Source organism: Streptomyces sp. NPDC037301 (genome assembly GCF_055602785.1).
In genome coordinates this window covers 114131-140404 of sequence record NZ_JBVJWD010000016.1, presented here as the reverse complement: position 1 = coordinate 140404, position 26274 = coordinate 114131, and the positions used below count along the sequence as shown (strand labels likewise).

Sequence of the window (26274 nt, the reverse complement as noted above, 5' to 3'; positions counted from 1 at the left end):
ACCTCGACCGGTCCGGTCTCAGACCACCGCTCCGCGCCCCGGGTCGTCGCCGTCCTCGTCGTCGTCCTGCATCCGCGCCACCAGCGTGACGAAGCCGCCCAGGAATCCGCCGACGCAGACCGTCGTGAGCCACCAGGTCATGTCCCACCGCAGCAGCACCGCGACCAGCATCAGCACCGGACCGCCGACGACCGCGAGCCAGGCGAACTTCGCCGTGACATCGGCCTCCGGCAGCGGCGGCGGCTCCGGAGGGACGAAATGCCCCTCGTCGCTGTCGTCGATGTCGCCGTCCTTCGGCTCCTCGACCTCGTAGTCGCGCGGACCGGCGACGCCGGGGGCGAACACGATCGAGCTGCCGAGCGGCTTCTCCGGCGGCTTCGGGGCCTTCTTCCCGACCCCCTTGTCCGGGTCCAGGACCCCCGACTGATCGTCCTCCAGCAGTGCGAGATCCTCGATCGACCTGAACGGCTTGGCGCCCGGCGGGTCCGGCGGCTCCTCGCCGTACCCCGCCACGATCGCCTTCCACACGGCGTCCTCGTCGATCGACCGGTCGGACCGCTCGCTGTCGGCGCCCGGCGGCACTTTCTGGGCAGCGGCATCCTGGGGACCCGTACCGTCGTCGGGGACGGACGTTCCCTCCGCGGGAAGAGCCGCTCCCTCCGCGGGGAGGGCAGCTCCTTCCGCGGGCAGGGGCTCGCGTCCCTCCTCGCTGCCCGCGCGCTCCGCGTCGTGCTCAGCCACCTGACGTGCTCCCCTTCTTCCCTACGCTCGGAGCGAGGCGGCCGATGAACCGGTAGCTCTCGTCGAAGATCCGCTCCGCATCGTGGTCCAACGTCGCCACGTGGTAGCTCTGTTCCAGCAGGATCTCCTCGACGTCCGTCGACGACACCCGGCTGAGGATCCGGGCCGAGTCGGCCGGCGGCACCACATGGTCCTGCGGGCTGTGCAGCAGGACGATCGGCTGGGTGACCTGGGGCAGCTCGGCGTCGACCAGGCGGAAGAAATTCCGCAGCGAATGCGCCGCGTGCAACGGCACCCGGTCGTACCCCACCTCGGCGGAGCCCTCCAGAGCGATATCGCTCGCCAGCCCCTTCGTCGTCCGCACCAGATGGCGGGCGACCGGCAGCGCGTACGCCGACAGGCCGTGCACCTTGTTCGCCGGATTGACGAGCACCAGACCGCTGATCGTGTCCCCGTGCTTCGCCGCCAGCCGCAGCGTGAGCGCTCCGCCCATGGAAAGCCCGAAGACGAAGACCTGGCTGCACCGCTCCAGCAGGGCGCGCAGATCCCGGTCCACCTCCGCGTACCAGTCCTGCCAGCCCGTGAGCTGCATGTCCTCCCAGCGGGTGCCGTGCCCGGGCAGCAGCGGCAGCGAGACCGTGAGCCCGCGCTCCGCCAGATAGTCGGCCCAGGGGCGCAGCGACTGCGGGGAACCGGTAAATCCGTGACAAAGAAGGACGCCGACCTCTCCGCCCTCGTGGCGGAACGGCTCGGCTCCAGGCAGGACCGGCACCGGGGTCTCCTGTTCGTGAGGCTCGAAGGGGAGCGAAAGGGGGAGTGCAGAAGGATTACTTCACCGTACGCGACCGGACCGACACCGACCAGGGCCGTCACGGCCCCGGCCGCTGCTTCGGCTCCGTGCCGGGCGGGAGCGCGGACGGCCCCACGGGTTAAGGTCTGTCGGACAGCACACAGGAGGCACCAGAGTTGATCTACGGCGCAATGAAGTTCTCCATCGGCGGGTCGTTGAAGCTCGCCTTCAGGCCATGGGTGGAGGGCCTGGAGAACATCCCCGCGCAGGGACCGGCGATCCTCGCGAGCAACCACCTGTCGTTCTCCGACTCCTTCTTCCTGCCGGCCGTCCTGGACCGCAAGGTCACCTTCATCGCCAAGTCCGAGTACTTCACCGCGCCCGGCGTGAAGGGCAAACTGACCGCCGCCTTCTTCAAGGGCGTCGGCCAGCTCCCGGTGGACCGCTCGGGTGCCCGAGGCGCCGGCGAGGCGGCCATCAAGGCGGGCATCGAGGTCATCGAGAGCGGCGGGCTCTTCGGCATCTACCCGGAGGGCACCCGCTCGCCCGACGGCCGTCTCTACCGCGGCAAGCCCGGCGGACTCGCCCGGGTGGCGCTGGCCACCGGAGCGCCCGTCATCCCCGTCGCGATGATCGACACGGAGAAGATCCAGCCGCCGGGCCAGGTGATCCCCAAGCTCATGCGCCCGGGGATCAGGATCGGCAAGCCGCTCGACTTCAGCCGCTACCACGGCATGGAGGGGGACCGCTTCATCCTGCGCTCGGTCACCGACGAGGTGATGTACGAGATCATGAAGCTCTCCGGCCAGGAGTACGTCGACATCTACGCGACCGCCGCCAAGCGGCAGATCGCGGACGAGGCGAAGCGCCGTGCCGAGGAGCAGAAGCACGCGGGCAGAGAGTCCGGAACGCAAGGGTGACGGAACGGTCCGGCGCGTAACCGCGTCGTTTCCGTCCGGGGGGTGGGGGAAATGGCCAGGCGCGAGCGGGTCGTGCGCATGTCGGTCGAGCAGCCGCTGTGGCGTGCGCTGACGGCGTACCGCATTCTGACGATGCTCTACGCGATCCTGCTCGCCGTCTTCGGCCGGGACAAGTACGAGCGGCCCTGGGTGGCCATCGTCTTCCTGGTGGTGATGGCGGCCTGGACGCTCGGCACCCTCCCGAAGGTCGCGGGCGCCGTCGCCTGCACCAGACGCTTCCTCGGCGCCGACCTGGCCCTCGCCCTCGTCGGCATCCTCCTCACCCCGCTCGCCGACTTCGACGCCCAGCACATCGACGGTCCGACGCTGTCGTCCATCTGGACCGCGGGCTCCGTGCTGGCCTTCGCGATCAAGGGCGGCTGGCGCTGGGCGGCCTTCGCCTCCACCTTCGTCGCGATCGCCAACATCATCGAGCGCGGCGAGCCCAGCCGGGACACCTTCCACAATGTCCTGCTGGTCTGGGTCGCCTCCATCGCCATCGGTTACGTCGTCGAGGTGGCCAGGGCCAGTGAGCGCACCCTCGCCCGCGCCCTGGAGATCGAGGCCGCCACCCGCGAGCGGGAACGGCTGGCCCGCGACATCCACGACAGCGTGCTCCAGGTCCTCGCGATGGTGCAGCGCCGCGGCACGGCGCTGGGCGGCGAGGCCGCCGAACTGGGCCGGATGGCCGGGGAGCAGGAAGTCGCCCTGCGCACCCTGGTCTCCAGCGGTCTGGTGCCCACCACCCGGGTCTCCGAGGACGCCGCCGAGGGCGCCGTGGTCCGCAGCGTCGAGGTCGACGATGAACCGTCCGGGCAGGCCGACTTCGATCTGCGCTCCCTGCTCGCACCGCACGCCGGCTCCCGGATCAGTTTCGCGGAGCCCGGCGCACCGGTGCTGCTCGCTCCCGGGGCGGCGAAGGAGCTGGCGGCCGCTGTCAGTGCCGCCCTGGACAATGTCAGGGTCCACGCGGGGGAGATGGCCCAGGCCTGGATCCTTGTCGAGGACTGGCCGGACGAGGTGATCGTGACGGTCCGGGACGACGGCCCCGGCATCCCGGACGGGCGGCTCGCCCAGGCCGAGGGGGAGGGGCGGATGGGGGTCGCTCTGTCGATCCGGGGACGGCTGCGTGACCTGGGCGGCACGGCAGAGTTGATTTCGGTGCCCGGCCAGGGCACCGAGGTCGAGTTGAAGGTTCCGAAGGTTTCACGGGGGAAGGCAGGATCAGCAAGATGAGCACGAAGAACATCCAGGGTGCCGAGGAGCGGACCATCAGGGTGATGGTCGTCGACGACCACCCGATGTGGCGCGATGCCGTCGCCCGCGATCTTTCCGAGTCCGGTTTCGAAGTGGTGGCGACCGCCGGTGACGGGCCGCAGGCCGTCCGCAGGGCGAAGGCCGCCACCCCCGACGTCCTCGTACTCGACCTCAACCTGCCCGGCATGCCCGGCGTACAGGTCTGCAAGGAACTTGTCGGTTCCCACCCCGGACTGCGCGTCCTGGTGCTCTCCGCGAGCGGCGAGCACGCCGACGTGCTGGAGGCGGTCAAGTCCGGCGCCACCGGCTATCTGCTCAAGTCGGCCAGTACGCAGGAGCTGACCGAGGCCGTGCGGTCCACCGCCGTCGGCGATCCCGTCTTCACCCCGGGCCTTGCCGGACTGGTCCTCGGCGAGTACCGCAGGCTCGCCTCCGACCCCACGCCCGTCGCCTCCGACGAACCCAAGGCCCCGCAGCTCACGGAGCGCGAGACCGAGGTGCTGAGGCTGGTCGCCAAGGGGCTCTCGTACAAGCAGATCGCCGAGCGTCTGGTCATCTCGCACCGCACCGTCCAGAACCACGTGCAGAACACCCTGGGCAAGCTCCAGTTGCACAACCGGGTGGAGCTCGTGCGGTACGCGATCGAGCGCGGCCTCGACGACGCCTGACCCAACCCGCCCGGATTGTGCGGAATTTGACCTTCCGACCCATTCCCGAGTGACCTGGATCACGATTAGCGTGGTCATCAGCGAGCTCACTCGGCGAAGGGATGCTTCCATGCGGGTCGGAGTACTGACCGGGGGCGGCGACTGTCCCGGACTCAATGCGGTCATCCGCGCCATCGTCCGCAAGGGCGTGCAGGAGTACGGCTACGACTTCATCGGATTCCGGGACGGCTGGCGCGGCGCGCTGGAGGGCGAGACGGTGCCGCTCTCCATTCCGGCGGTGCGCGGCATCCTGCCGCGCGGCGGCACCATCCTCGGTTCCTCGCGTACCAATCCGCTCGGCGTGGAGCACGGCGTCCGCCGGATCAGGGACAACCTCGCCAAGTGCGAGGTCGATTCGCTCATCACGATCGGCGGCGAGGACACCCTGGGTGTGGCGGCGACCCTGTCCGACGAACACGGCATCAAGTGCGTCGGCGTTCCCAAGACCATCGACAACGACCTCTCCGCCACCGACTACACCTTCGGATTCGATACGGCTGTCGGCATCGCGACCGAGGCCATCGACCGGTTGCACACCACCGCCGAATCCCATATGCGCGTTCTCGTCGTCGAGGTGATGGGCCGTCATGCGGGCTGGATCGCGCTCCACTCGGGACTGGCCGGCGGTGCGAATGTCATCCTCATCCCGGAACAGCGCTTCGACATCGATCAGGTGTGCGCCTGGGTGACCTCCCGTTTCAGGGCGAGCTATGCACCGATCGTGGTGGTCGCCGAAGGAGCCGTGCCCGCGCAGGGCGAGATGATTCTCAAGGACGGATCGCACGACTCCTTCGGTCATGTCCGGCTCTCCGGCGTCGGCGAATGGCTGGCCAAGGAGATCGAGAGCCGCACCGGCAAGGAGGCCAGAACGACCGTCCTCGGCCATGTCCAGCGCGGCGGCACCCCCAGCGCCTTCGACCGCTGGCTGGCCACCCGCTTCGGCCTGCACGCGATCGATGCCGTGCGGGACGGCGACTTCGGCACGATGGTCGCCCTGAAAGGCACCGGCATCGTCCGGGTGCCGATCGCGGAGGCGACCGCCCGGCTCAAGACCGTCGACCCGGCCCTCTACGCGGAGGTAGGTGTCTTCTTCGGCTGAGCGGCGCACCGGGGACCGGGCGGCGCACCGGGGGCAGGGGTCGTATATTCGCGATGACCGGCCCATGTCCCCTGATCTGCGCAATGAACGGGAGAAGTCATGGAAATCCTGGCATTCGGTGTGCAGTCCGACGAGAAGCCGCTGCTCGAGAAGGCCTTCGCCGGACAGCACGAGGTCCGTTGCCTGGACGTCTTCCTCACCAAGGACACCGCCCCCATCGCGGCGGGCCACGAGATCATCTCCACCAGCGTCAACGCCGACCTGGGCAGCAGCGTCCTGCAGACCCTCGCAGCGGGTGGCACGCAGATGATCGCCCAGCGCTCCACCGGCTTCAACAACATCGATCTCGACGTCGCCGAGCGGCTCGCCCTGCGGGTCGCCCGCGTCTCCTACTACTCGCCCTACTCGGTCGCGGAATTCGCCTGGACGCTCGCGATGGCGGTCAACCGCCGCATCATCCGGGCCGCGGGCCGCACCCGCGATTTCGATTTCCGGCTCGACGGCCTCCTCGGCCGGGACATGCACGGCCGCACGGCCGGCGTGATCGGTACGGGCAAGATCGGCGAGGCCTTCACCCGGATCGCCCACGGCTTCGGCATGAAGCTGCTCGGCTGGGACGTCGTCGAGAACCCCGCCTGCGTCGGGCTCGGCATGGAATACGTGGAGAAGGAACAGCTCCTCGCCGATTCCGACCTGATCAGCCTGCACGTCCCGCTGCTGCCTTCGACGCACCACATCATCGGCAAGGACGCCCTGGCACACATGAAGGACGACGCGATCCTGATCAACTCCAGCCGCGGCGGACTCATCGACACCACGGCGCTGGTCGCCGAGTTGCGCGCGGGCCGTCTCCTGGGTGTCGGACTCGATGTGTACGAGGCGGAGGCCGGGCTCTTCTTCCTCGACAAGTCCCTGGAGGGCGTCGACGACGACACGCTCGCCCGGCTCGTCACCTTCCCGAACGTCGTCGTGACCTCGCACCAGGCGTACTACACCCAGGACGCCGTGGCCCAGATCATCGACGCCACCGTCCAGAACGTCGGCGACTATCTGGCCGGCCGCCGCAGCGACAACGTCCTCGTCCCGGTGCTTTCCCGGTGAACCGGGACCCCGGCGCTTCTCCGGGGTCCCCGAGCCCCCTTCAGCCGGCCACCGGCAGCCCTGCCAGCAGCCCGGCCACGATCGTCGCGCCGCGCAGTGTCAGCACCGACTCCGGGTGGAACTGCACCGAGGCGAAGCCCGGACCGCGCAGCGCGTGCAGCTCCCCGGTCGCCTCGTCCAGGCTCGCCTCGACACCGTGCGCCGCCAGCTCGGTGACCGCGTCGTCGTCGCGGCGCGCGGTGAAGCTGTTGTAGAAGCCGACCGTCTCCGGCCGCCCGAACAGATCGATCCGGGTCTGCGTGCCCTGGTACGGCACGGTCTTGCGGACGATCTCCAGACCCAGCTCCGCCGCGATCAGCTCATGGCCGAGGCAGACCCCCAGCAGCCCGTGCCGGTGATCACGGATCAGCTCCGCGGCGAACTCGCGCAGCAGCCGCATCTTCGGGGCGGTGGTGTCACCCGGATCTCCGGGCCCGGGGCCCAGCACGACCGGACCCTCGTGCGCCCGTACGAGCTCGCGCAGCCCCGGCTCGTCGTAGCGGTGCACCGACACCTCCAGACCCGAGGAGCGCAGCAGATGCGCCAGCATCGCGGTGAAGGTGTCCTCACCGTCGATCACCAGCGCATGGCCGGACAGCTCGTACGTACGCTCCTGCATCCGCAGCCAGAACGGTGCGAGACCGCCGCGCCGGGCGTCCAGTGCCGCCTGCACCCGCGGGTCGGCCACCAGCTGCGGAGATGCCGCCTCGGCCCGCGGCCGGCCCGGCCGCACCCCCAGCGCGGCCAGCACGCCTGCCGCCTTCGCGTGGGTCTCGGCGACCTCGCTGTCCGGATCGGAGTGGCGTACGAGCGTCGCCCCGACCGGTACCTGCACATGCCCGTCGGCCGAGATGTCGGCGGTACGGATCAGGATCGGTGAGTCCAGGGTCTGCGCCCCGCCCGGCTCCTGCCGCAGCAGCGCCAACGCGCCCGCGTAGTAGCCCCGGCCGCCGGGCTCGTACCGCTCGATGACCCGGCAGGCGTTCTGCACGGGGGAGCCGGTGACCGTCGCCGCGAACATGGTCTCCTTCAGCACCTCCCGCACATCCAGCGAGGAACGCCCGCGCAGCTCGTACTCCGTGTGTGCGAGATGGGCCATCTCCTTGAGCCGCGGCCCGACCACCACCCCGCCCATGTCGCCGACGGTGCACATCATCTTGAGTTCCTCGTCGACCACCATGGAGAGCTCGTCCCTCTCCTTGCGGTCGGAGAGGAAGGCCAGCAGATTCTCGACGGTCGGGCCCTCGGCGGGGTAGCGGTACGTCCCGCTGATCGGGTTCATCACGACCGTCCCGCCGGACATCCGCACATGCACCTCGGGGCTGGCACCGACGAGCGTCCGCCCACCCGTCGCCCGCCGCCCCGATGACGAGGGCCCTTCGGGCCCGCTGTCACCTGTGTGCACGACGAACGTCCAGTACGCGCCTCGCTCACCGGCCAGCAGCCGCCGGAAGAGGGCCAGTGCGTCGGCCCGGCCGAAGCCGGGGATCTCGCCCCGGAAGGTCCGCCGGATGACGAAGTTCGCTCCCTCTCCCTGCCCGATCTCGTCCTCGATGACCCGCCGGACGATCCCGGCGTACTCCTCGTCGGGCACGTCGAAGGCGCCGCCCTCGACCCGTACGTCATGGACCGGCAGGTGGTCCAGCACCTCGGCCAGCGGCAGCTCGTACGCCTCCTCCGCGGCCAGCACGGACAGTGGCGTTCCGTCGTCGCGCACATCGAAGCCGCGCTCGGCGATCTGCCGGAACGGCACCAGGGCGAGCGAGGGCAGCGCACCGACCGGGAGATCGGCGAGCCGGTCCGCTTCCCGCACCCGGCCGATCAGCACCTCGACGGTGTCCTGGTCGTGGCCGGGGGTGCGCCGGCGCAGCAGCGCGAAGGGCGGGGAGTCGTCACGGAGAAGCCTCTCGATGACGAGGTCGGTGCGGTGAGGCTGAGACATCGGGGGTGTTCCTTCCGGATGGAGGAACGGCTCCCGAAACGCAGAGAAGGCCGCCCCTCGGGCGGCCTTCGCGTGGTCTGTTGCGCGCGATCGATCAGTGGGCCGCCGGATGAGCGGTCCACCACCAGTTCTGGTTTGTCTGCGCGAACATGTTCCGAACCCTAACGGATGGCCACGTCATCCGAGCGCGCGTCTCAACTATTGAGCCTACGGAAGGACGCACCGCCGGACCCCGTAATGTTGTCGGTGTGACCGTGAACGCCAATACCTCCGTCGCCGGTGGCAACACCTGGCGAGACCTTCCCGCGGCGCAGCAGCCCGAGTACCCCGATGCCGAGGCTCTGCGCGATGTACTCGCGGACCTTGCGTCATATCCCCCGCTCGTCTTCGCGGGCGAGTGCGACCAGCTGCGTGCCCGCATGGGAGCCGTCGCCAAGGGCGAGGCGTTCCTGCTGCAGGGCGGTGACTGTGCCGAGGCCTTCGACGCCGTTTCGGCCGAGCACATCAGGGCCAAGCTGAAGACGCTGCTCCAGATGAGCGCCGTCCTGACGTACGCGGCCTCCGTACCCGTAGTCAAGGTGGGCCGGATCGCCGGGCAGTACTCCAAGCCGCGCTCCAAGTCGACCGAGACCCGCGACGGCGTCACCCTGCCGACCTACCGCGGCGACTCCGTCAACGGCTTCGCCTTCACCGAGGAAGCCCGCGTCCCGGACCCCGAGCGGCTGAAGCAGATGTACCACGCATCCGCTTCCACGCTGAACCTGGTCCGTGCCTTCACCACCGGCGGTTACGCCGACCTGCGCCAGGTGCACGCCTGGAACCAGGACTTCGTGAAGTCGTCGCCGTCCGGCCAGCGCTATGAGGCGCTCGCCCGCGAGATCGACAACGCGCTGAACTTCATGAAGGCGTGCGGTACGGACCCGGCCGAGTTCAAGGCGGTCGAGTTCTACTCCTCGCACGAGGGTCTGCTGCTGGACTACGAGTCGGCGCTGACCCGCACCGACTCGCGCACCGGCCGGCTGTACGACACCTCCGGCCACATGGTCTGGATCGGTGAGCGCACCCGCCAGATGGACGGCGCGCACATCGAGTTCGCCTCGAAGATCCGTAACCCCATCGGCATCAAGCTCGGCCCGACGACCACCGTCGACGAGGCGCTCGGCTACATCGAACGCCTCGACCCCGAGCGCGAGCCCGGCCGGCTGACCTTCATCGTCCGCATGGGCGCCGACAAGGTCCGTGACAAGCTCCCCGACCTGGTCGAGAAGGTCACCGCCTCCGGCGCCACCGTGGCGTGGGTGACCGACCCGATGCACGGCAACACCTTCGAGGCCGCCTCCGGCCACAAGACCCGTCGCTTCGACGACGTCCTTGACGAGGTCAAGGGCTTCTTCGAGGTGCACAAGGGTCTCGGCACGCACCCGGGCGGCATCCATGTCGAGCTCACCGGTGACGATGTCACCGAGTGCGTCGGTGGCGGGCACGAGATCTTCGTGGACGATCTGCACCAGCGCTACGAGACGGCATGCGACCCGCGGCTCAACCGCAGCCAGTCCCTCGACCTGGCGTTCCTGGTCGCCGAGATGTACCGGGACCAGTAGGCATCACCGCAGGCAGCGCGCGTACGACTGTGGGGCACGGATCGATGTGATCCGTGCCCCACAGGACGTTCGGAGGCTTTCAAGGGCTTGGAGCGCCGGGTAAGGTTAGGTTCGCCTCACCGATTAACGGGGTGGCGCCGATGACCGATCCCGCCGGGAGGTGAACCGCATGTACGTCTGCTCGTGCTTCGGCATTACGGAGAAGCAGGTCAAGGAACATGCGGAAGCCGGGGCGTGCACACCCCGGCAGATAGCCTCCGCCTGCAAGGCGGGAACGGACTGCGGCGGCTGCGTCCGCGCGATCCAGGCCGTGCTCGGCCGCGGCGCCTGCCCGCGCCGCGAGCTGATCGACCGGAAGCGGACGCAGGGCACTGCCGTCGACGCCGCCACGGACACCGTCCCCGAGGTCGATCCGGGTATCGCTCCCGGCATCGCCCCGGGCGTGGCCCCGGGCATCCGGCTTCCCGAAGCGGCCTGATCCGCCGCACAGGCCCTAGCTGTCGGGCTGCTCGATCTGCTGGGCGATGTAGAGCGGCTCGCCGAGCTTCTCGACCAGTTCCAGCTGGGTGTCGAGGTAGTCGATGTGATGCTCCTCGTCCTCCAGGATCGACTCAAAGATGTTTGCGGACGTGATGTCGCCCTTGCCGCGCATCAGCTCGATCCCGCGCTTGAGGCGGTCGATCGCCTCCACCTCGACCTGGCGGTCGGCCTGGAACATCTCGGTGACGGTCTGACCCACCCGTACGTGGAACAGTCGCTGGTAGTTGGGCAGTCCATCGAGGAAGAGAATGCGGTCCGTGAGGATCTCGGCGTGCTTCATCTCGTCGAACGACTCAGAGCGGGTGTACTTCGCGAGCTTCGTCCAGCCGAAGTTGTCCTGCATCTTTGCATGCAGGAAGTACTGATTGATGGCGGTCAACTCGGCGGTCAGCTGCTCGTTCAGGAACTCAAGGACCTCGGGGTCGCCCTGCATCGCAGAGGCTCCTTCCAACCGGTGAACTGGGCAAGTTGGCCGCATCCTCGCACCGCACCCGGTGATCGTCCAGTAAGTACATGCTTAGTACGAGATGCCCGAATTGACCTTGCTCTGGTCGGGACCACCCCTGCCTGTCTGTCACCATGGAGTCATGGGTCAGCCGGAAAGCCGGGAAAACAGCACGTCAGAGCAGTCCGAGCTTCCGCCGGGACAGCGACTGCAGCGTGGTTGGCCGGTTACCCACTACGGGCCCGTGCCCAAGTTCAAGCCCGACCGCTGGGAGTTCCGGGTCTTCGGTGCCACGGCGGACGGTGAGAAGCGCTGCTGGAATCACCAGGAGTTCTCGGTGCTGCCGTTCACCTCGGTCGTCGCCGACCTGCACTGTGTCACCAAATTCAGCATGCTCGGCGCCGAATGGGGCGGGGTGCTCGCCCGCACGGTCCTGGAACTCGCGCCACCCGCGCCCAACGTCACCCATGTGATGGTCTGGGCCGAGTACGGGTTCAGCTCGAACCTTCGGCTCTCCGACTTCGCCTCGGACCGAACACTTTTCGCCACCCACAAGGGCGGCGAGCTGCTCACCGCCGAGCACGGCTTTCCGCTCCGGCTCGTCGTGCCGCACCTCTATGCCTGGAAGGGGCCCAAATGGGTCCGGGGTGTGGAGTACATGACGGCCGACCGTCGCGGCTTCTGGGAGGAGCGCGGCTATCACAACATCGGCGACCCGTGGCGCGAGCAGCGCTACTCCTACCAGGAAGAGCCCGGGGACGGCCCCGAGCTCTGACCTGACGGCTCCCGGGCCGGCCCGGTCCACACTCAGTGGTGGTACTGGTGCACCACTGCGTGGCCCTTGCCGCGGCCGATCATCCACTTGTTGACCGGTGTGGTGACGACGAAGGCGACGCCGAGCGAGAGTATGAGCGCTCCCCAGAACAGTGTGTCGGAGAGAGTGGCGTCCATGGCGCCCGGCCACAGTGCGATCACGCCGTTGTCGATCAGCTCCATCACCGCGATGGAGAGGGTGTCGGCGGCGAGGGCGACCCGCAGGGCCGTACGGAAGTCGATGCCCGCCTTCCGGATGGAACGCAGCGTCAGCGTGTAGCCGAAGAAGAAGGCCAGGACGATCGCGAGCACCATCGTCCCCATGTTGCCCCAGCCGAGCGCCGTGCCGATCACCATGCCCAGGATCTCGCCGATGGCGCATCCGGTGAGGCAGTGCAGGGTGGCCTGCGCGGCCATGGCCCAGCCTGCCTTGCCGAGGTGGCGGTCGGTGTGGCTGGTGTGGTCGGCATGACCTGAGTGGGCTGCGTGCTCGCCGTGGTCTACGCGCCGGCTGTGATCTGTGTGATCCCCGTGCTGCTCGCCCCGCTCATGGTGGCTGTGCTGCTCGTGGCGTGTGTCGTGCTGCATGGCGATCCCCCAATGCCGAGTAGCGGTTCCTGCCGACAGCAAGAACCGTATACCCCTGTGGGGTATTCCTCAACGGGAAATCAGTGCGGGGCGAGGCACTCAGCCCCGGTCGCGCAACCCCTTCAATCGCGCCACATCCGCCGCATGACCCTCCTTGCCGCCCGGCGTCTCGATGATCAGCGGTACACCGGCGGTCGCCGGATGAGCGAAAAGCTCCCGGAACGGCGCCTCGCCGATGTGCCCGGCGCCGATGTTCTCGTGCCGGTCCTTGTGGGCTCCCACCATGTCCTTGGAGTCATTGGCGTGGATCAGTTTCAGCCGGCCCTCGCCGACCGTGTCCACCAGCAGGTCCAGTGTCTGGCGCATGCCCGCCGGGCCCGTCAGATCGTGGCCCGCCGCGTAGATGTGGCAGGTGTCGAGGCAGATGCCGAGCTTGGGGTGGGCGTCGAGTGCGTCGAGGTACGGGCCGAAGTCCCAGGTCCGCGAGCAGAGCGAGAACCCCTGCCCGGCGGTCGACTCCAGCAGCAGACACGGGTCGTCGTCGTGCGTGAGCTCGTCCAGCAGCGGCCGCATGTGTGTGCGTACCTGTGCGAGGGCCTGCTCGCGCGGCCGGCCGCCCGTCGCCGATCCGGTGTGCACCACGACGCCCAGGGCGCCGATCTCGCGGGCCCGGCGCAGTGAGTGGCGCAGCGAGTCCACGGACTTCTCGACGGTGGCCACGGTGTGCGAACCGAAGTTGATCAGGTACGGGGCGTGGACGTACGCCGGTATGGAATCGGCGGCGCACTCGGCGCGGAACTGCTCGTCCTGGGCCGGGTTGCCGACGGGCGTCGCCCAGCCGCGCGGGTTGGCGACGAAGACCTGGACGGCCTCCGCCCCCATCTCGCGGGCGTAGGGGAGGCCGACCTTGGCGAGCCCGCCGGCCACGGGAACATGGCCGCCGACTGGGTTGCGCATGTGGATCTAGAGTCCCTTGGTCCTGATGGTGATGGTGCTGCCCTCGGGGGCCTGCTTGCCGCCGTCGACGGACTGGCTGTCGATGGTGTCGCCGAAGGAGAGGAACGGGCGGTCGACCTTGACCTCGAAGCCCGCGTCCTCCAGCCGGCTCCTGGCGTCGTCGACGTCCTTCCCGATGACGTCCGGGACGTCGATCATCCGCGGTCCCTTGGAGACTGTGAGCGTGATGGTGTCGCCCTCGGCGGCCTCGGTGCCCTCGCCCGGAGACTGACGGGCGATGTCGCCCGCGTCCTCGGGGGAGCGGACCCGGTCGGGCAGCACCTTTGCCTTCAGCCCCTTCTCGTCCAGTGCGGCGGTGGCGTCCTCGACGGACAGCCCGGTGACATCCGGGACGCCGACCGGAGCGCCCTTGCTGACGACGAGGGCGACCGCGGAGTCCGGGTGGCGCTCGGTGCCCGCCGCCGGATCAGTGCGGATCACCTCGCCCCGTCCCGTCTCCTGGCTGAACTCCTTGGTGACCATGCCGGGCACCAGACCCGCCTCCTTCAGCGCACGCCTGGCATCCCCGAGTGAGAGGTCCTGGACATCGGGCACCTTCACGATCTCCGGTCCGCGCGAGACGACGAGCGTCACCGCGTCGTGCCCCCGGATGCGGGCGCCGGACTCGGGGTCGCTGCTGATGACCTTGCCGCGCTGGACGGTGTCGCTGTAGGCCCGTTCGACGCTCTTGAGTTCCAGGCCGGCGTCCGAGAGCCGCTCCTGGGCGGTCTTCTCGGTCTGGCCGAGCACCGAGGGGACCCGCGTGAACTGCCCGGAGTTGATGTACCAGACACCGGTGCCGATCCCCAGCGCCAGCAGCACCGCGACGACCACGGCGATGACGGAGCGCCGCGGACCGCGGCGGCGCAGGCCGTGCGGCGCGGGCTGCGGCGGCGTCGGCGGGGGCATCTCCAGCCGGCTGGTGTGGTGGGCGACGCCCTGGTCGGCCGGGAGCAGCCGCGGGATCACGCTCGTGCGGTCCTCGGCGGCGTCGTGCACCTCGGCGAGAGCCTGCGGCGGTACGGCGTCCAGCTGGGCGTCGGTGAGGCCTGAGCGGGCCTCGCGGGTCTCGGCGAGCAGCGCCACCGCGTCGAACGGGCGGACCTCGGGATTACGGGCGGTGGCGACGGCCACCAGGTCGTCGAGCTCGACCGGGAGCCCCGGGACGGCGGCCGACGGGGCCGGGACGTCCTCGTTGAGGTGCTGATAGATGACCTGGGCGGGGGTGTCGCCGGCGTGCGGCTTGGAGCCGGTCAGCATCTCGTACAGGACGACACCGCAGGCGTACACATCGGTGCGGGTGTCCGCCGTGCCGTGCTCTATCTGCTCGGGGGCGAGATAGGAGACGGTGCCCAGGACGGACCCGGTGGTGCTGGTGACGGCGCCCACGGCCCGTACGAGACCGAAGTCGGCGACCTTGACCCGGCCGTCGTCCCCTATCAGGACGTTCTCGGGCTTCATGTCGCGGTGCACGAAGCCCGCGCGGTGCGCGGCGCCCAGGGCGGCGAGGACCGGCTCCAGGATGTCCAGTGCGGCCCTCGGCTGCAGGGCGCCGCGCTCGCGCAGTACGTCGCGCAGAGTGCACCCCGCGACGTACTCCATCGCGAGGTAGACGTACTGGCCCTGGGCGCCCTGGTCGAAGACCGCGACGACATTGGGGTGCGCGAGCCGGGCCACGGACTTGGCCTCGCGGATGAAGCGCTCGACGAACGAGACGTCCGTGGCGAGCGCCGGGTGCATCACCTTGAGGGCGAGCACCCGGTCGAGCCGGGTGTCCACGGCCCGGTAGACCGTGGCCATGCCGCCCACGGCGATGCGGGCATCGACGCGGTAGCGGCCGTCGAGCAGCTGCCCGACGAGAGGGTCCTGGAGGGTCGTATCCACGCATGCGAGTCTACGAGCCGCCACGGACACGGCTCACGGGCCGGGGCAGACCCGGGGCCGTACTGCAGCCGAGCCGTGACAGGGACATGCGCGCCGCAGCCGCCGGCGGCGGTCCGGCCGGTCAGAACGCCGGGCGCTCCGGGTCCAGCACCGCGCGCCCCTCCACAGGCGACGAGGCCTCGGCGAAGTGGCGGCGCGGGATCCGGCCCGCGCGGTACGCCAGCCGCCCGCCCTCCACCGCATGCCGCATCGCCGCGGCCATCAGCTCGGGCTCCTGGGCCCGGGTCACCGCGGACGCCAGCATCACCGCCGCGCACCCCAGCTCCATCGCGAGCGCCGCGTCCGAGGCCGTCCCGGCGCCCGCGTCGAGAATCACCGGCACCCGGGCCTGCTCGACGATCAGCTGGAAGTTGTGCGGATTGCGGATGCCGAGGCCGGAGCCGATGGGGGAGCCGAGCGGCATGATCGCCGCGCACCCCACGTCCTGGAGCCTGCGGGCCAGCACGGGGTCGTCATTGGTGTACGGAAGCACGGTGAAGCCGTCGTCCACCAGGGTCTCCGCGGCGTCCAGCAGCTCGATCGGGTCGGGCAGCAGGGTCCGCTCGTCGGCCACCACCTCCAGCTTGATCCAGTCGGTGCCGAGCGCCTCGCGGGCCAGCCGGGCGGTCAGCACGGCCTCGCCCGCGGTGAAGCAACCCGCCGTGTTCGGCAGTACGCGGATGGAGAGCCGCTGGAGCACGGAGAGCACCGAGCCCTGCACGGTCGGGTCGAGGCGGCGCATCGCGACGGTGGTGAGCTCGGTACCGGAGGCGGTCAGGGAGCGTTCCAGCACGTCGAGGCTGGGCGCCCCGCCGGTTCCCATGATCAGCCGGGAGCCGAAGGCGGTGTCGCCGAGGGTGAAGAGGTCGTCGGGCATGGTCAGCCTCCCTGGACCGCGGTAAGGACCTCGACGCGGTCACCGTCACCGAGTGCGGCGGTGGACCACTGGCCGCGTGGGACGACGGTCTCGTTGACGGCGGCCGCGACGCCGGAGTGCGCGGCGGTCAGGGTGGCCACGAGGGTGTCCAGGGTGGTGCCCGCGGCGAGGAGACGGACCTCGCCGTTCACGGACACGGAGAGGGGCGCGGGGTCGGTCATGCGGGCTGCTCCTGATGTACCCAGACGGCGGCGGACGAGAAACGGTGCGGGGTGAAGGGGCGGGCCACCTCGGGCAGCTCGCCTGTGGTGAGGAGCTCTGCCATGACGTCACCGGTGACGGGAGCCAGCAGCACCCCGTTGCGGTGGTGGCCGGTGGCGAGGTGGAGGCCGGGCAGGGCGGTGGGGCCGAGCAGCGGGGCGTTGTCGGGGGAGGCGGGGCGCAGACCGGCCCGGGTCTCGGTGAGCGGCAGCTCGGTGATGCCGGGCACCAGCTCGTGGGCGTCCCGCAGCAGCTCGTAGACGCCGCCCGCGGTGACGGTGGTGTCCCAGCCCATCTCCTCGCTGGTGGCGCCGACGACCAGTTCGCCGTTCTCGCGCGGTACGAGATAGACATGGCTGCCCCGGACCACGGCCCGGACCGTCCGGGTGAGGAACGGCGCGTACGTGGCGGGCACGGTCAGCCGCAGTACCTGTCCCTTCACCGGCCGGACCGGCGGCACGACCTCGTCCGGCAGCCCCGGGAGGCGGCCGCTGAGGCTGCCCGCGGCGAGCACGACCTGGTCGGCGGCGAGCTCCGTCCCCCCGGCGAGCACGGCTCCGGCGGCCCGGTCGCGTATCACCGCCAGGCGCTCCACCCAGCCGCGGTGGAAGGCCACCCCGGCCCGTTCGCAGGCGGTCAGCAGTGCGGCGGCCAGTCGGCGGGGATCGATCTGGTGGTCGCCGTCGACCCGCAGACCGCCGCGGACGCCCGGCGCGAGCATCGGCTCCAGGCGGCGGCATTCGCGGCCGGTGAGCCACTCCGACTCCAGGCCCGAACGCTGCTGCAGGGCGTGCAGTTCCCGCAGATGGACACGGTCGTCGGAGTCCAGCGCGACGGCCAGGGTGCCGCAGGTGCGGAAGCCGGTCTCCTGGCCGCTCGCCGCCTCCAGCTCGGCCGCGAAGGCCGGATAGCGGGCGGCCGAGGCGACATTGAGGCTCAGCAGCATCTGTTCGCCGTAGTGGAGTTCGGTGACGGCGGCCAGCATGCCGGCCGCCACCCGGGCGGCTCCGCCACCTGGTTCGGGATCGACGACCGCGGTGCGCAGTCCGCGTTGCGCGGCCCGCCAGGCGGTCACCAGACCGATGATTCCGCCCCCGATGACAAGGACGTCGGATCCGTTTCCGTTCCGAGAAGAACGCATGGGTGCCCAACCCCTCCCTTCGCCGGCATGACCCGGATCAGGTTCGTACGGTCGAAGGCCGCCCCAGCCTCCCTCTCAGCCCGGTGCGTCCGGGCTCCCGCGAGTGTTTTACGTTGGCCACCCTAAACCGTTCCTGGGCAGTGAGCAGGAACGGGTCCTGTCCCACCGGCACGCCCCGAACGGTCTTGGGCGCACTGGTCCTCCGCTTTCGCGTCCTGGTCGGCGACGCATATCCCGTATGCGGTCCGTCCCGGGTGGGCGGAATTCCTACGACCTGGCCATGTGGGTGTGGCGAGAGGCGACGGGGAGGCCCCGAACCATCACTCCGGTTATACGGGGCCCCGACTGCTGACGCCACACCCGGCGTCCCAGATCGCACCGCGCACATTACGCACACCCAGTCGGGCATACCCATAGATTGTCACACTGTTCACTCGATCGTGCCCATGTTCGCCAAAACCGGGCGCTGGTCGATCAGTTGTGCACCGAGTTGCAGAGCAGCGGGACGAGCGCGGTCGAAGAGCCCCCCTTTCCTGACGATCCGTCAGATGTTTAAGGTGTACGGGTGAGCGAGCAGCAGCAGTCAGAGCAGCCGGACCGGCAGGCAGGGTGCCGCGTCGTCATCGTCGGCGCGGGCATGGCCGGCGTGCAGACGGCGGTGGCCCTGCGGGAACAGGGCTTCACCGGCTCCGTCGCCCTGATCGGCGCCGAACCGCACCAGCCCTACGACCGGCCCCCGCTGTCCAAGGCGGTACTGCTCGGCAAGGCCGAGGACTCCGCCTTCGACGTCGACTTCGAGGCGCTGGACATCGATCTGCAGCTGGGCCGCGAAGTCACCGGTGTGCGGCCGGGCGCGCATGAGCTGGACACCCCGTCAGGACCCGTCGCATACGACGTCCTGGTGATCGCGACCGGCGCCGAACCGGTTGTCCTGCCCGGCGCCGAGGGCGTTCCCGGCGTCCATCTGCTGCGCACCCTCGACGACGCGGCAAGGCTGCGGCCCGTACTCGACGGGCAGCACGGCGTCGTGGTCGTCGGCGCGGGCTGGATCGGCGCCGAGTTCGCCACCGCGGCCCGCGCCGCGGGCTGCGAGGTCACCGTCGTCGAGGCCGCCGACCGGCCCCTCGCGGGCGCGATGCCCGCCGAGGTCGCCGCCCCGATGACCGCCTGGTACGCCGAGAGCGGCGCCGAACTCCTCACCGGAGCCCGGGTCGCCCGCATCGAACCCGGCCGGGTGATCCTTGCGGACGGCCGCACGATCCCGGCCGGAGCGGTCGTCGTCGGAATCGGCGCACGGCCCGCCACCGGCTGGCTGGCCGGCTCCGGCATCGCGCTCGGCCCCGACGGATCGGTGACCGCCGACGGGGCGCTGCGCACCTCGCTCCCCGATGTGTACGCGGTCGGTGACTGCGCCTCGTTCCCCTCCTTGCGGTACGGCGAACGCCTTCTCGTCCACCACTGGGACAACGCCCTCCAGGGCCCTCGGACCGCCGCCGCCAACATCATCGGGGCGCGGGCCGAGAACGGCCCGGCGCCGCAGACGTACGACCCCGTGCCGTACTTCTGGTCCGAGCAGTTCGACCGGTTCGTGCAGTACGCGGGCCACCACGGGAGCGCCGACACCCTGCTGTGGCGCGGCGATCCGGCCGGTCCCTCCTGGTCGGTGTGCTGGCTGCGGGACGGCGTCCTGGTCGCGGTCCTCGCCGTCGGCCGGCCACGCGATCTGGCGCAGGGGCGCAAACTCATCGAGGCGGGGGCACGGCTCGATCCGGAGCGGGCCGGTGACCCGTCCGTACCGCTGAAGTCGGCGACTCGTCAGTAGGCCTACGGGCAACGGACGTTGACGTCCGCTATGTGGACGACCCCTTGGGGGGAGGCAAAAGTTAGTGCACTGTGCATCTTTTAGAGTGCTCATTTCATGTCTCTTCGAAGGATGCGCATGTTCCGACACAGATGGGCCCGCGCGCTGCGCGGAATCTCCATGGCCTCGGCGTCGATCGCCCTCGTCGGAGGCGCACTCGCCGCCCCGGCGTACGCGGGCACCGCTCCCCAGCCCGGTTCCAACCCGGCTGTCGACTACCAGGACCCGATCGACGCGCTGCCGCCGGTTTCCCGCCCGGACACCAAGCACTGCTCGGTGACGGCCGTCGACCACGACTTCGGCTACACCCTCGGCGGACCGCCGTACACCACCACGCTCACCCCGCCCGAGAAGTGCAAGGGGCCGTGGAACAAGGTCGTCCTCGACTGGTCGGGCAGCGTGAAGGGGCGTCAGTACGACCGCCTTGCCGCGGTTTTCATCGGTGGCGCGGAGGTCTTCCGCACCAGCACCGCCGAGCCCGACGACGACGGCATCAGCTGGCACGTCGCCAAGGACATCACCGACTTCGCGCCGCTCCTCAAGGACCCGCAGAAGCTCCAGCTCGAACTGGGCAATGTCGTCAACGAGACGTACACCGGCGTGTACAGGATCAAGCTGACGGTCACGTACTACCAGGCCGACCAGCGCCACCCGGCCGCCACCACGGCCGACAGCATCGTCCCGCTCGGTGACACCGGCTCCGGCGGCGCCCCCTGGATGAACGTCGGCAAGGGCGGCTCCACCCGCACCGAGGTCACCTTCCCGCGCAATCTGACCAACGCGCGCCTGGAGGTCTACGCACGCGGGGGCGGCTGCGACGAGCAGTGGTTCGACGCGGTCCCCAGCGACCTGGCGGAAACCGCTCCGGACTATCTCTGCGGCGGCGGCCCCTACCGTGAGGTGCAGGTCGCGGTGGACGGACAGCCCGCCGGTCTCGCCCAGCCGTACCCCGTGGTGTACTCCGGCGGCATCGTGCCGACCCTGTGGCGCCCGATCCCGGCCATCGACCAGTTCAAGACCGAGGCGTACGACATCGACCTCACCCCCTTCGCGGGTCTGCTGGCCGACGGCAAGCCGCATGCCATCAGCATCACTCCGTACGGTGCGGCCGACGGCTGGACCGTCGACGGTTCACTCTTCCTCGACACGGACGCGCACACGTCCCGCACGAGCGGCAAGGTGACCACCAACACGCTCAGTCACACCCCGGTCGTGAAGACCGTCCAGACCCCGGGCAAGGACGGCTCCACGGACGTCTCCGTGTCGACCGGCCGCTCCTGGAAGATCTCGGGCTACGTCGAGACCTCGAAGGGCCGGGTCACCACCACCGTCGAGCAGAAGTTCGCTTACACCAACACGGACAACGTCTCCCGCACGGGCAGCCATCAGGTGATGCATCAGCGTGACCACGGTTCCACCACGGTGACGACCAGGACCCGCGGGCGCACGGACGCGCAGCGGCATACCTGGTCCTACCCCATCGACGTGGACATGGACATCCCGGTGTACGGCGATTACAACAACTACGACATAAGGGCCGACGTCACCCAGCGCCGTGTGCTCGTCGACACGTCCCGTAAGGGCTCCGCACACGCGTGGCACACGGACGCGGTCACGGACGACACCGTGGACTCGACCGGCAACCTCGTCCGCACGGGTGGTGTCGTCCAGTCGGCCGACGGAGCCTCGACCGAGAAGTACCGGGGCACCACGGACACCGGAGCCTGCTACTCGCGCTCCCTGACGACCGCGCACGGCTGGATCACCCGCGACCGGCAGAGCCACTGCCGCGTCGCGGACGTGGTCCGCGACGCCCTGAAGGGCTGAGTCCGGCTACCGACTGTCGGCCCGGGATGGCACGCTTGTCCCTGTGACCGAGATTGACGCAAAGATCGATGCTCTCGTCCCCGCCTGGCTCCACCTTCCCGACATCGCCGAAATGCTCGATGTCGAGGTGACGCGCGTGCGGCAGCTGGTCAAGGAGGGCCAGCTCATCGCCGTACGACGTGGTGAGAACCGGACGCTCCAGGTGCCTGCCGCCTTCATCGACGGCAACAAGGTGGTCAAGGGTCTCTCCGGAACCCTGACGCTCCTGAGGGACGACGGCTACACCGACGAAGAGATGCTGGAATGGCTCTTCACCCCCGACCCGACCCTGCCGGGCACCCCTGCCCAGGCGCTGAGCGAGAATCGCGGCACGGAGGTGAAGCGCCGCGCCCAGGCGCTCGCCGTCTGACCGCAGTCCGTACGTGAGGGGCGGGCCGCGCAGCAATGCGCGGCCCGCACCCCCGCGCTGTACCGATAACCGTTCCGCAACGCTCTCCAGGGGGAAGCGCACCATGTCCACGCCTCGCGCGCTGCTGTCCGATGCCCGGCTCTATCTGTGCACGGACGCCCGCAGGCGCCAAGGTGACCTCCCCGCGTTTCTCGACGCCGTCCTTTCCAGCGGGGTGGACATCGTCCAGCTGCGCGACAAGGGCATGGAAGCGGCCGAGGAGCTCGAACACCTGGCGGTATTCGCCGAAGCCTGCAGGCGCCACGGCAAGCTCCTCGCGGTGAACGACCGGGCCGATGTCGCCCACACCATCGGCTCCGATGTGCTGCACCTCGGCCAGGGCGACCTGCCGGTCCCCGCCGCCCGCGCCATCATCGGCGAGGACGTGGTGATCGGCCGCTCCACCCACGCCGAGTCCGAGGTCGACGCGGCCGCCGCCGAGCCCGGGGTGGACTACTTCTGCACCGGCCCCTGCTGGCCCACCCCGACCAAGCCCGGCCGGCACGCCCCGGGCCTGGACCTCGTGCGGTACGCCGCCTCGCTCGACCAGCGGCGTCCGTGGTTCGCCATCGGCGGAATCGACGCGGGCAATCTCGACGAGGTGCTGGACGCCGGAGCGCGCCGGGTGGTCGTCGTACGGGCGATCACCGAGGCCACCGACCCGGCCGCCGCCACCGCCGAGCTGGCCAAGCGAATCCGGGTGCGCACCAGAGCGTGATCCGGCCAGATGTCCGAAGGGTGGACAAACAACCAGTCAATTCGGGCAATTACCGCTGGTCTGGTCCTGTGGCCGTCGCGCTCTGGTTAACCTGCCCGTATGGCCCTTGGCACACCTTCTACCAGGACAGATCACGCGCGCACGGTGCGTGAGTTCCTCGCGACCGGCAAGACTTCGTATTCGTTCGAGTTCTGGGCGCCCAAGACCGAGAAGGGCGAGCGGAACCTCTGGAATGCGCTGCGCCGCGTCGAGGCGGTGGGGCCGAGCTTCGTCTCGGTGACCTACGGGGCCGGTGGCTCCACTCGGGCCGGGACGGTCAAGGCCACCCAGCAGATCGCTGCCGATTCCACGCTCACCCCGGTCGCGCACCTCACGGCGGTCAACCACTCCGTCGCCGAGCTGCGCAATATGATCGGGCAGTACGCCGACGCCGGAATCCGGAACATCCTCGCCGTGCGCGGAGACTCGCCCGGCGACCCGATGGGCGAGTGGGTCGAGCACCCGCAGGGTGTCCAGTACGCGGCCGATCTCGTCCGGCTCATCAAGGAATCCGGCGATTTCTGCGTCGGCGTCGCGGCATTTCCCGAGATGCACCCGCGTTCGACCGACTGGGACACCGACACCCGGCATTTCGTGGACAAGTGCCGCGCCGGTGCCGACTATGCGATCACCCAGATGTTCTTCAATCCGGAGGACTATTTGCGGATGCGTGACCGCGTGGTCGCTGCGGGTTGCGAAACGCCGATCATCCCCGAGGTCATGCCGCTGACCAGCGTGAAGCAGTTGGACCGGTTTGCGCAGCTCAGCAACGCGTCTTTCCCTTCAGCACTGAAAGAACGCATCCTCGCTGCCAAGGACGATCCCGCCGCTGTACGCTCCATTGGCATCGACTTCGCAACGCAGTTCTGCGCGAGGCTGCAATCCGAGGGTGTGCCCGGACTGCACTTCATTACGCTCAACAACTCGACGGCGACGCTCGAAATCTACGAGAAACTCGGACTGCACAAGCAGTCGTGACCGGCCGTACCCGCCACGACCCGGGGCGGTGGCCGTAGAAGGGGGCGGGCATGGGCTGGACAGTCCTCTACATCGCGTTCGGAATCGTCGCGCTGTGGCTGCTCGGCGAGGTGCTCCTGCAGTACAAGGCGCGCCTTCGCTGGCGTCTGCTCGCCTTCGGAGGCTTCGGCTGTGTGGTCGTCGGCGTACTGATGCCGTCCGTGTTCGTCATCGCCGTCGGCGCGATCGCGTTCGCAACCGGCCAGACGTACGTAACGCTGTCCTTCAGGCGCGGCTTCTCGACCGGCTGGGCGATAGGGGGCAGCCCCGGCGAGAGCCGTCGCCGCCGGGGCGGGGGCGACCGGGACAGCCGCGAGCCCAAGCTCGAGGTGTCGGGCCTGGAGATGGAGTACGACGAGCAGGTCCCGCAGCGGGCGGACGCCACAGCACCGGGGGCCGCGGTCTACGAGCCGGAGCCACTGCCGGACGACACCGGGCAGTACGGCATCTACGGCGATCACCCGCAGTCGCAGCAGGGACAGAACCAGGGCCGGCAGCCCGAGCAGCAGCCCCAGTACGCGGCGTACGACCCCTACGCCGACCACTCCACGTACGCGGCGCCGGGCCAGGAGCCGTACGCCGGCCAGGACTCGTCCGCCGGGCAGTACGACTACGGCACGGGCCAGCAGCAGTACGCCGCATACTCCGACCCGTACATCGGGGCCGGCACCACCGGCGGCTCCGCGCAGTACGCCTCGTACGACAGCTACGGCAACGGCTACGACAGCCACGGCGGCCAGGAGCAGTACGCCGCCGATCCGTACGCCCAGCAGTACGCCCCCGATACCCCGCCCGGCGGTGTCTGGGTGCCGCAGCAGCGCGAGGGCGAGCAGTACCCGTCCGCCCCTCCGGAGCAGCCCGCACACCCTGCCCCGTACCCGAACGGCTACGACACCGGCTACAACGAGCAGCAGTACCGCCACTGACCGCGGACCGGCAGGAGCAGGGTGCCTCGGGAGTGACCGAGGGCAGGGCGGTGATCGGACCTGCCCGGCACCCCGGTGGCGCCGCCGACGGGCGGCCTCTCCCTCATCGGGAGCCCCGGAACCCGTCCCCCTCCACGATCAGCCCGGCGACCAGTGCCCCCGACATCCCCGCGTGGGCGAGCCCGCCACCCGGATGCGACCAGCCGCCCGCGACGTAGAGCCCCGGCAGCCGGGTGCGATTGCCCGGGTGCAGATACGCGCCCCCCGCCCCGGCCAGCGCGGGCGCGGGCACCGAGCCGCCCTCGGCGCCGGTGTCGGCCGCCGTCTCGGCCGGGGTCCGCACCTCGGCGTGGAGCAGCCGCTCCCGTATGCCGGGCACGGCCTCGCCGGCCGCTTCGATCAGTGCGTCGGCGCACCGCTCGCGCAGCGCCGCGTCCGTCCAGTCCACCGCGCCGTGCGGGGCGACCGTCGCCATCAGCGTCACTGCCTCGTGCGCGTCGTCGGGGCGGGTCGACGGGTCGTCCGGGCGCAGCACCGTCACCGTGGGACGGCCGGCGAGCCTTCCGCCGAACACAGCCTCGCGCTCCGCCCCGCCGTCCGCCGGGTGCACCAGCGTCCGGTGCACGGCATCCGCGGGCCGGGCGCCGCGCAGCGACAGCAGGACCAGGAACCGGCCCGGCACCACTCCCTGCCCCGGCTGCACCGCGACATCGCCGTCCCGCCACAGCTCCTGACCGGGCACCAGGCCCGGATTCGGACGGGCCCCCAGCACCACATGGCCGGCTTCGGCAACCGTCCCGTCCAGGAGCTCGACGCCCGCCGCCCGGCCGTCCTTCGCGACGACCCGGGCCACCTCGCCGCCGAAGACGAACTCCACCTTCCGGGCCAGACACCGCTCGTACACCGCCTGCGCCAGGGCCCGGATCCCGCCGGAGACATACCAACTGCCGAAGGTCTCCTCCATGTACGGCAGCAGGGCGGCCGCCGCCGGGGCGCGCAGCGGGTCGAGCCCGTACGACAGGGCGTACCCGTCGAACAGGGCGGCCAGCCGGGGGTCCGAGAGCTCCCACGCGCCGACCTCCGTCACCGTGCCCGCCTGACGGGCCGAGCGCAGCAGCCGGCGCTGCCGGAGCGCGGGATACGGATCACGGCCGAGCACCTGCCAGTCGGAGCGCAACGGCTCCTCCAGCAGCGGACGCCGGGACCGGTCCCAGGCATCGCGCGCCCGGTCGAGGAACTCGCCCCAGGCAGCGCCCGCGCTGCCCCCGAGCGCGGTGTCCAGGGCGGCGACCACCCCGGCCCGTGAGGCATTCGGCAGCGAGACCGCGGTGCCGTCCGCGAAGATGTGGCGGCTCGCCGGATCGACCTGGGTGATGGTGACGCATCGTTCCAGCGGCTCCTTGCCCGTCTTCACGAACAAGTCGCGGTAGACCGCGGGCAGATGCAGCAGCGTGGGACCGGTGTCGAAGGCGAAGCCTTCATGGGCATACCGGCCGACCGAGCCGCCGAAGGTCTCCGACCGCTCGTACACCGTCACCCGGTGGCCTGCCACGGCGAGCCGGGCGGCCGCCGCCATCGCGCCCATCCCGGCGCCGATCACCGCAATTCGTGCCATGTC

General features: G+C 70.0%; 26 protein-coding genes and 1 riboswitch. Of the genes, 14 read left to right on the top strand and 12 right to left on the bottom strand.

Annotation, left to right across the window (positions count from 1 at the left end; translation table 11 throughout):
* Positions 1–18: 18 nt before the first annotated feature.
* Both ACZ7IB_RS25205 and ACZ7IB_RS25200 read right to left on the bottom strand, forming a co-directional pair.
* Positions 19–741, bottom strand: coding sequence for a hypothetical protein (locus tag ACZ7IB_RS25205; RefSeq protein ID WP_470915893.1), 723 nt, complete (start codon positions 739–741; stop codon positions 19–21).
* Entirely contained in the window at positions 734–1513 is a 780-nt protein-coding gene (locus ACZ7IB_RS25200) for an alpha/beta hydrolase (RefSeq protein ID WP_470915891.1), read from the bottom strand. The genes ACZ7IB_RS25205 and ACZ7IB_RS25200 overlap by 8 nt, the downstream gene beginning before the upstream one ends.
* A 194-nt stretch (positions 1514–1707) precedes the next feature.
* Here ACZ7IB_RS25200 and ACZ7IB_RS25195 point away from each other — a divergent pair, with 194 nt between their 5' ends.
* From ACZ7IB_RS25195 to ACZ7IB_RS25175, 5 genes are all read left to right on the top strand, one after another.
* Positions 1708–2451 (top strand): lysophospholipid acyltransferase family protein, encoded by a 744-nt coding sequence (locus ACZ7IB_RS25195; RefSeq protein ID WP_114244107.1) that lies wholly within the window; start codon positions 1708–1710, stop codon positions 2449–2451.
* A gap of 51 nt (positions 2452–2502) precedes the next feature.
* Entirely contained in the window at positions 2503–3726 is a 1224-nt protein-coding gene (macS, locus tag ACZ7IB_RS25190; protein WP_470915889.1) for a MacS family sensor histidine kinase, read from the top strand.
* On the top strand, positions 3723–4415 hold the full coding sequence (locus tag ACZ7IB_RS25185) for a response regulator (RefSeq protein ID WP_470915887.1): 693 nt from the start codon (positions 3723–3725) through the stop codon (positions 4413–4415). Before macS ends, ACZ7IB_RS25185 begins: the two co-directional genes overlap by 4 nt.
* A gap of 109 nt (positions 4416–4524) precedes the next feature.
* Positions 4525–5553, top strand: a complete 1029-nt coding sequence (locus tag ACZ7IB_RS25180; RefSeq protein ID WP_470915885.1) for a 6-phosphofructokinase — start codon at positions 4525–4527, stop codon at positions 5551–5553.
* A gap of 99 nt (positions 5554–5652) precedes the next feature.
* On the top strand, positions 5653–6654 hold the full coding sequence (locus ACZ7IB_RS25175; protein ID WP_470915884.1) for a 2-hydroxyacid dehydrogenase: 1002 nt from the start codon (positions 5653–5655) through the stop codon (positions 6652–6654).
* Positions 6655–6694: 40 nt separating this feature from the next.
* On the opposite strand, the gene ACZ7IB_RS25170 is transcribed toward ACZ7IB_RS25175, so the two are convergent.
* Both ACZ7IB_RS25170 and ACZ7IB_RS25165 read right to left on the bottom strand, forming a co-directional pair.
* Positions 6695–8635 (bottom strand): anthranilate synthase family protein, encoded by a 1941-nt coding sequence (locus ACZ7IB_RS25170; RefSeq protein ID WP_470915882.1) that lies wholly within the window; start codon positions 8633–8635, stop codon positions 6695–6697.
* Positions 8636–8729: 94 nt separating this feature from the next.
* Positions 8730–8786 (bottom strand): trp operon leader peptide, encoded by a 57-nt coding sequence (locus tag ACZ7IB_RS25165; protein WP_107408160.1) that lies wholly within the window; start codon positions 8784–8786, stop codon positions 8730–8732.
* A gap of 103 nt (positions 8787–8889) precedes the next feature.
* Between ACZ7IB_RS25165 and ACZ7IB_RS25160 the strand changes: the two genes are divergently transcribed.
* Together ACZ7IB_RS25160 and ACZ7IB_RS25155 are read left to right on the top strand one after the other, a co-directional pair.
* Positions 8890–10236, top strand: a complete 1347-nt coding sequence (locus ACZ7IB_RS25160) for a class II 3-deoxy-7-phosphoheptulonate synthase (protein WP_405688558.1) — start codon at positions 8890–8892, stop codon at positions 10234–10236.
* Between the two features lie 169 nt (positions 10237–10405).
* Positions 10406–10714 (top strand): (2Fe-2S)-binding protein, encoded by a 309-nt coding sequence (locus tag ACZ7IB_RS25155; RefSeq protein ID WP_470915880.1) that lies wholly within the window; start codon positions 10406–10408, stop codon positions 10712–10714.
* Positions 10715–10729: 15 nt separating this feature from the next.
* Here ACZ7IB_RS25155 and bfr read toward each other — a convergent pair whose 3' ends face one another.
* Entirely contained in the window at positions 10730–11209 is a 480-nt protein-coding gene (gene bfr / locus ACZ7IB_RS25150; protein ID WP_093543851.1) for a bacterioferritin, read from the bottom strand.
* Positions 11210–11363: 154 nt separating this feature from the next.
* Here bfr and ACZ7IB_RS25145 point away from each other — a divergent pair, with 154 nt between their 5' ends.
* Positions 11364–11996, top strand: a complete 633-nt coding sequence (locus ACZ7IB_RS25145) for a sulfite oxidase-like oxidoreductase (protein WP_470915876.1) — start codon at positions 11364–11366, stop codon at positions 11994–11996.
* Positions 11997–12028: 32 nt separating this feature from the next.
* Here the strand turns inward: ACZ7IB_RS25145 and ACZ7IB_RS25140 are convergent, their stop codons facing one another.
* The 6 genes from ACZ7IB_RS25140 to thiO all read right to left on the bottom strand — a co-directional run bounded on the left by ACZ7IB_RS25140 (position 12029) and on the right by thiO (position 17820).
* Positions 12029–12622, bottom strand: a complete 594-nt coding sequence (locus ACZ7IB_RS25140) for a DUF4396 domain-containing protein (protein ID WP_470915874.1) — start codon at positions 12620–12622, stop codon at positions 12029–12031.
* 99 nt (positions 12623–12721) lie between these two features.
* Complete coding sequence (locus tag ACZ7IB_RS25135) at positions 12722–13579, bottom strand: deoxyribonuclease IV (RefSeq protein WP_470915872.1); 858 nt, start codon at positions 13577–13579, stop codon at positions 12722–12724.
* A gap of 6 nt (positions 13580–13585) precedes the next feature.
* On the bottom strand, positions 13586–15502 hold the full coding sequence (gene pknB / locus ACZ7IB_RS25130) for a Stk1 family PASTA domain-containing Ser/Thr kinase (protein ID WP_470915869.1): 1917 nt from the start codon (positions 15500–15502) through the stop codon (positions 13586–13588).
* 121 nt (positions 15503–15623) lie between these two features.
* Positions 15624–16418: a thiazole synthase gene (locus ACZ7IB_RS25125; RefSeq protein ID WP_470915867.1), complete on the bottom strand. Its 795-nt coding sequence runs from the start codon at positions 16416–16418 to the stop codon at positions 15624–15626.
* 2 nt (positions 16419–16420) lie between these two features.
* Positions 16421–16639, bottom strand: coding sequence for a sulfur carrier protein ThiS (thiS, locus tag ACZ7IB_RS25120; RefSeq protein ID WP_383075650.1), 219 nt, complete (start codon positions 16637–16639; stop codon positions 16421–16423).
* On the bottom strand, positions 16636–17820 hold the full coding sequence (gene thiO / locus ACZ7IB_RS25115; RefSeq protein WP_470915864.1) for a glycine oxidase ThiO: 1185 nt from the start codon (positions 17818–17820) through the stop codon (positions 16636–16638). The genes thiS and thiO overlap by 4 nt, the downstream gene beginning before the upstream one ends.
* Positions 17818–17931, bottom strand: a riboswitch (TPP riboswitch). It overlaps the preceding gene by 3 nt.
* A gap of 454 nt (positions 17932–18385) precedes the next feature.
* On the opposite strand from thiO, the gene ACZ7IB_RS25110 reads away from it, so the two are divergent.
* From ACZ7IB_RS25110 to ACZ7IB_RS25085, 6 genes are all read left to right on the top strand, one after another.
* Complete coding sequence (locus ACZ7IB_RS25110; RefSeq protein WP_470915863.1) at positions 18386–19642, top strand: NAD(P)/FAD-dependent oxidoreductase; 1257 nt, start codon at positions 18386–18388, stop codon at positions 19640–19642.
* Between the two features lie 117 nt (positions 19643–19759).
* The gene (locus tag ACZ7IB_RS25105; RefSeq protein ID WP_470915861.1) at positions 19760–21508 is read left to right on the top strand and encodes a peptide-N4-asparagine amidase; all 1749 of its coding nucleotides are present in this window, start codon (positions 19760–19762) and stop codon (positions 21506–21508) included.
* A 43-nt stretch (positions 21509–21551) separates the two neighbouring features.
* A complete protein-coding gene (locus ACZ7IB_RS25100; RefSeq protein WP_030919271.1) occupies positions 21552–21917 on the top strand; it encodes an Rv2175c family DNA-binding protein in 366 nt (121 codons plus the stop codon).
* A gap of 103 nt (positions 21918–22020) precedes the next feature.
* Positions 22021–22674 carry a thiamine phosphate synthase gene (thiE, locus tag ACZ7IB_RS25095; protein ID WP_470915859.1) on the top strand — a complete coding sequence of 218 codons (654 nt, stop codon included), beginning with the start codon at positions 22021–22023 and terminating at the stop codon, positions 22672–22674.
* A 99-nt stretch (positions 22675–22773) separates the two neighbouring features.
* Positions 22774–23691 carry a methylenetetrahydrofolate reductase [NAD(P)H] gene (metF, locus tag ACZ7IB_RS25090; RefSeq protein ID WP_470915857.1) on the top strand — a complete coding sequence of 306 codons (918 nt, stop codon included), beginning with the start codon at positions 22774–22776 and terminating at the stop codon, positions 23689–23691.
* A 50-nt stretch (positions 23692–23741) separates the two neighbouring features.
* Positions 23742–24656, top strand: a complete 915-nt coding sequence (locus ACZ7IB_RS25085; RefSeq protein WP_470915855.1) for a hypothetical protein — start codon at positions 23742–23744, stop codon at positions 24654–24656.
* Between the two features lie 103 nt (positions 24657–24759).
* Here ACZ7IB_RS25085 and ACZ7IB_RS25080 read toward each other — a convergent pair whose 3' ends face one another.
* Positions 24760–26271: a phytoene desaturase family protein gene (locus ACZ7IB_RS25080; protein ID WP_470915853.1), complete on the bottom strand. Its 1512-nt coding sequence runs from the start codon at positions 26269–26271 to the stop codon at positions 24760–24762.
* Between the last annotated feature and the right edge of the window lie 3 nt (positions 26272–26274).

Bases quoted from the DNA above. Each gene is read 5' to 3' on its own strand.
- ACZ7IB_RS25125 (WP_470915867.1), bottom strand. From the start codon at position 16,418: ATGCCCGACGACCTCTTCACCCTCGGCGACACCGCCTTCGGCTCCCGG.
- thiS (WP_383075650.1), bottom strand. From the start codon at position 16,639: ATGACCGACCCCGCGCCCCTCTCCGTGTCCGTGAACGGCGAGGTCCGT.
- ACZ7IB_RS25105 (WP_470915861.1), top strand. From the start codon at position 19,760: ATGTTCCGACACAGATGGGCCCGCGCGCTGCGCGGAATCTCCATGGCC.
- ACZ7IB_RS25175 (WP_470915884.1), top strand. From the start codon at position 5,653: ATGGAAATCCTGGCATTCGGTGTGCAGTCCGACGAGAAGCCGCTGCTC.
- thiO (WP_470915864.1), bottom strand. From the start codon at position 17,820: ATGCGTTCTTCTCGGAACGGAAACGGATCCGACGTCCTTGTCATCGGG.
- ACZ7IB_RS25185 (WP_470915887.1), top strand. From the start codon at position 3,723: ATGAGCACGAAGAACATCCAGGGTGCCGAGGAGCGGACCATCAGGGTG.
- ACZ7IB_RS25180 (WP_470915885.1), top strand. From the start codon at position 4,525: ATGCGGGTCGGAGTACTGACCGGGGGCGGCGACTGTCCCGGACTCAAT.
- ACZ7IB_RS25085 (WP_470915855.1), top strand. From the start codon at position 23,742: ATGGGCTGGACAGTCCTCTACATCGCGTTCGGAATCGTCGCGCTGTGG.
- ACZ7IB_RS25155 (WP_470915880.1), top strand. From the start codon at position 10,406: ATGTACGTCTGCTCGTGCTTCGGCATTACGGAGAAGCAGGTCAAGGAA.
- bfr (WP_093543851.1), bottom strand. From the start codon at position 11,209: ATGCAGGGCGACCCCGAGGTCCTTGAGTTCCTGAACGAGCAGCTGACC.
- ACZ7IB_RS25135 (WP_470915872.1), bottom strand. From the start codon at position 13,579: ATGCGCAACCCAGTCGGCGGCCATGTTCCCGTGGCCGGCGGGCTCGCC.
- ACZ7IB_RS25140 (WP_470915874.1), bottom strand. From the start codon at position 12,622: ATGCAGCACGACACACGCCACGAGCAGCACAGCCACCATGAGCGGGGC.
- metF (WP_470915857.1), top strand. From the start codon at position 22,774: ATGGCCCTTGGCACACCTTCTACCAGGACAGATCACGCGCGCACGGTG.
- ACZ7IB_RS25080 (WP_470915853.1), bottom strand. From the start codon at position 26,271: ATGGCACGAATTGCGGTGATCGGCGCCGGGATGGGCGCGATGGCGGCG.
- ACZ7IB_RS25145 (WP_470915876.1), top strand. From the start codon at position 11,364: ATGGGTCAGCCGGAAAGCCGGGAAAACAGCACGTCAGAGCAGTCCGAG.
- ACZ7IB_RS25170 (WP_470915882.1), bottom strand. From the start codon at position 8,635: ATGTCTCAGCCTCACCGCACCGACCTCGTCATCGAGAGGCTTCTCCGT.
- thiE (WP_470915859.1), top strand. From the start codon at position 22,021: ATGTCCACGCCTCGCGCGCTGCTGTCCGATGCCCGGCTCTATCTGTGC.
- macS (WP_470915889.1), top strand. From the start codon at position 2,503: ATGGCCAGGCGCGAGCGGGTCGTGCGCATGTCGGTCGAGCAGCCGCTG.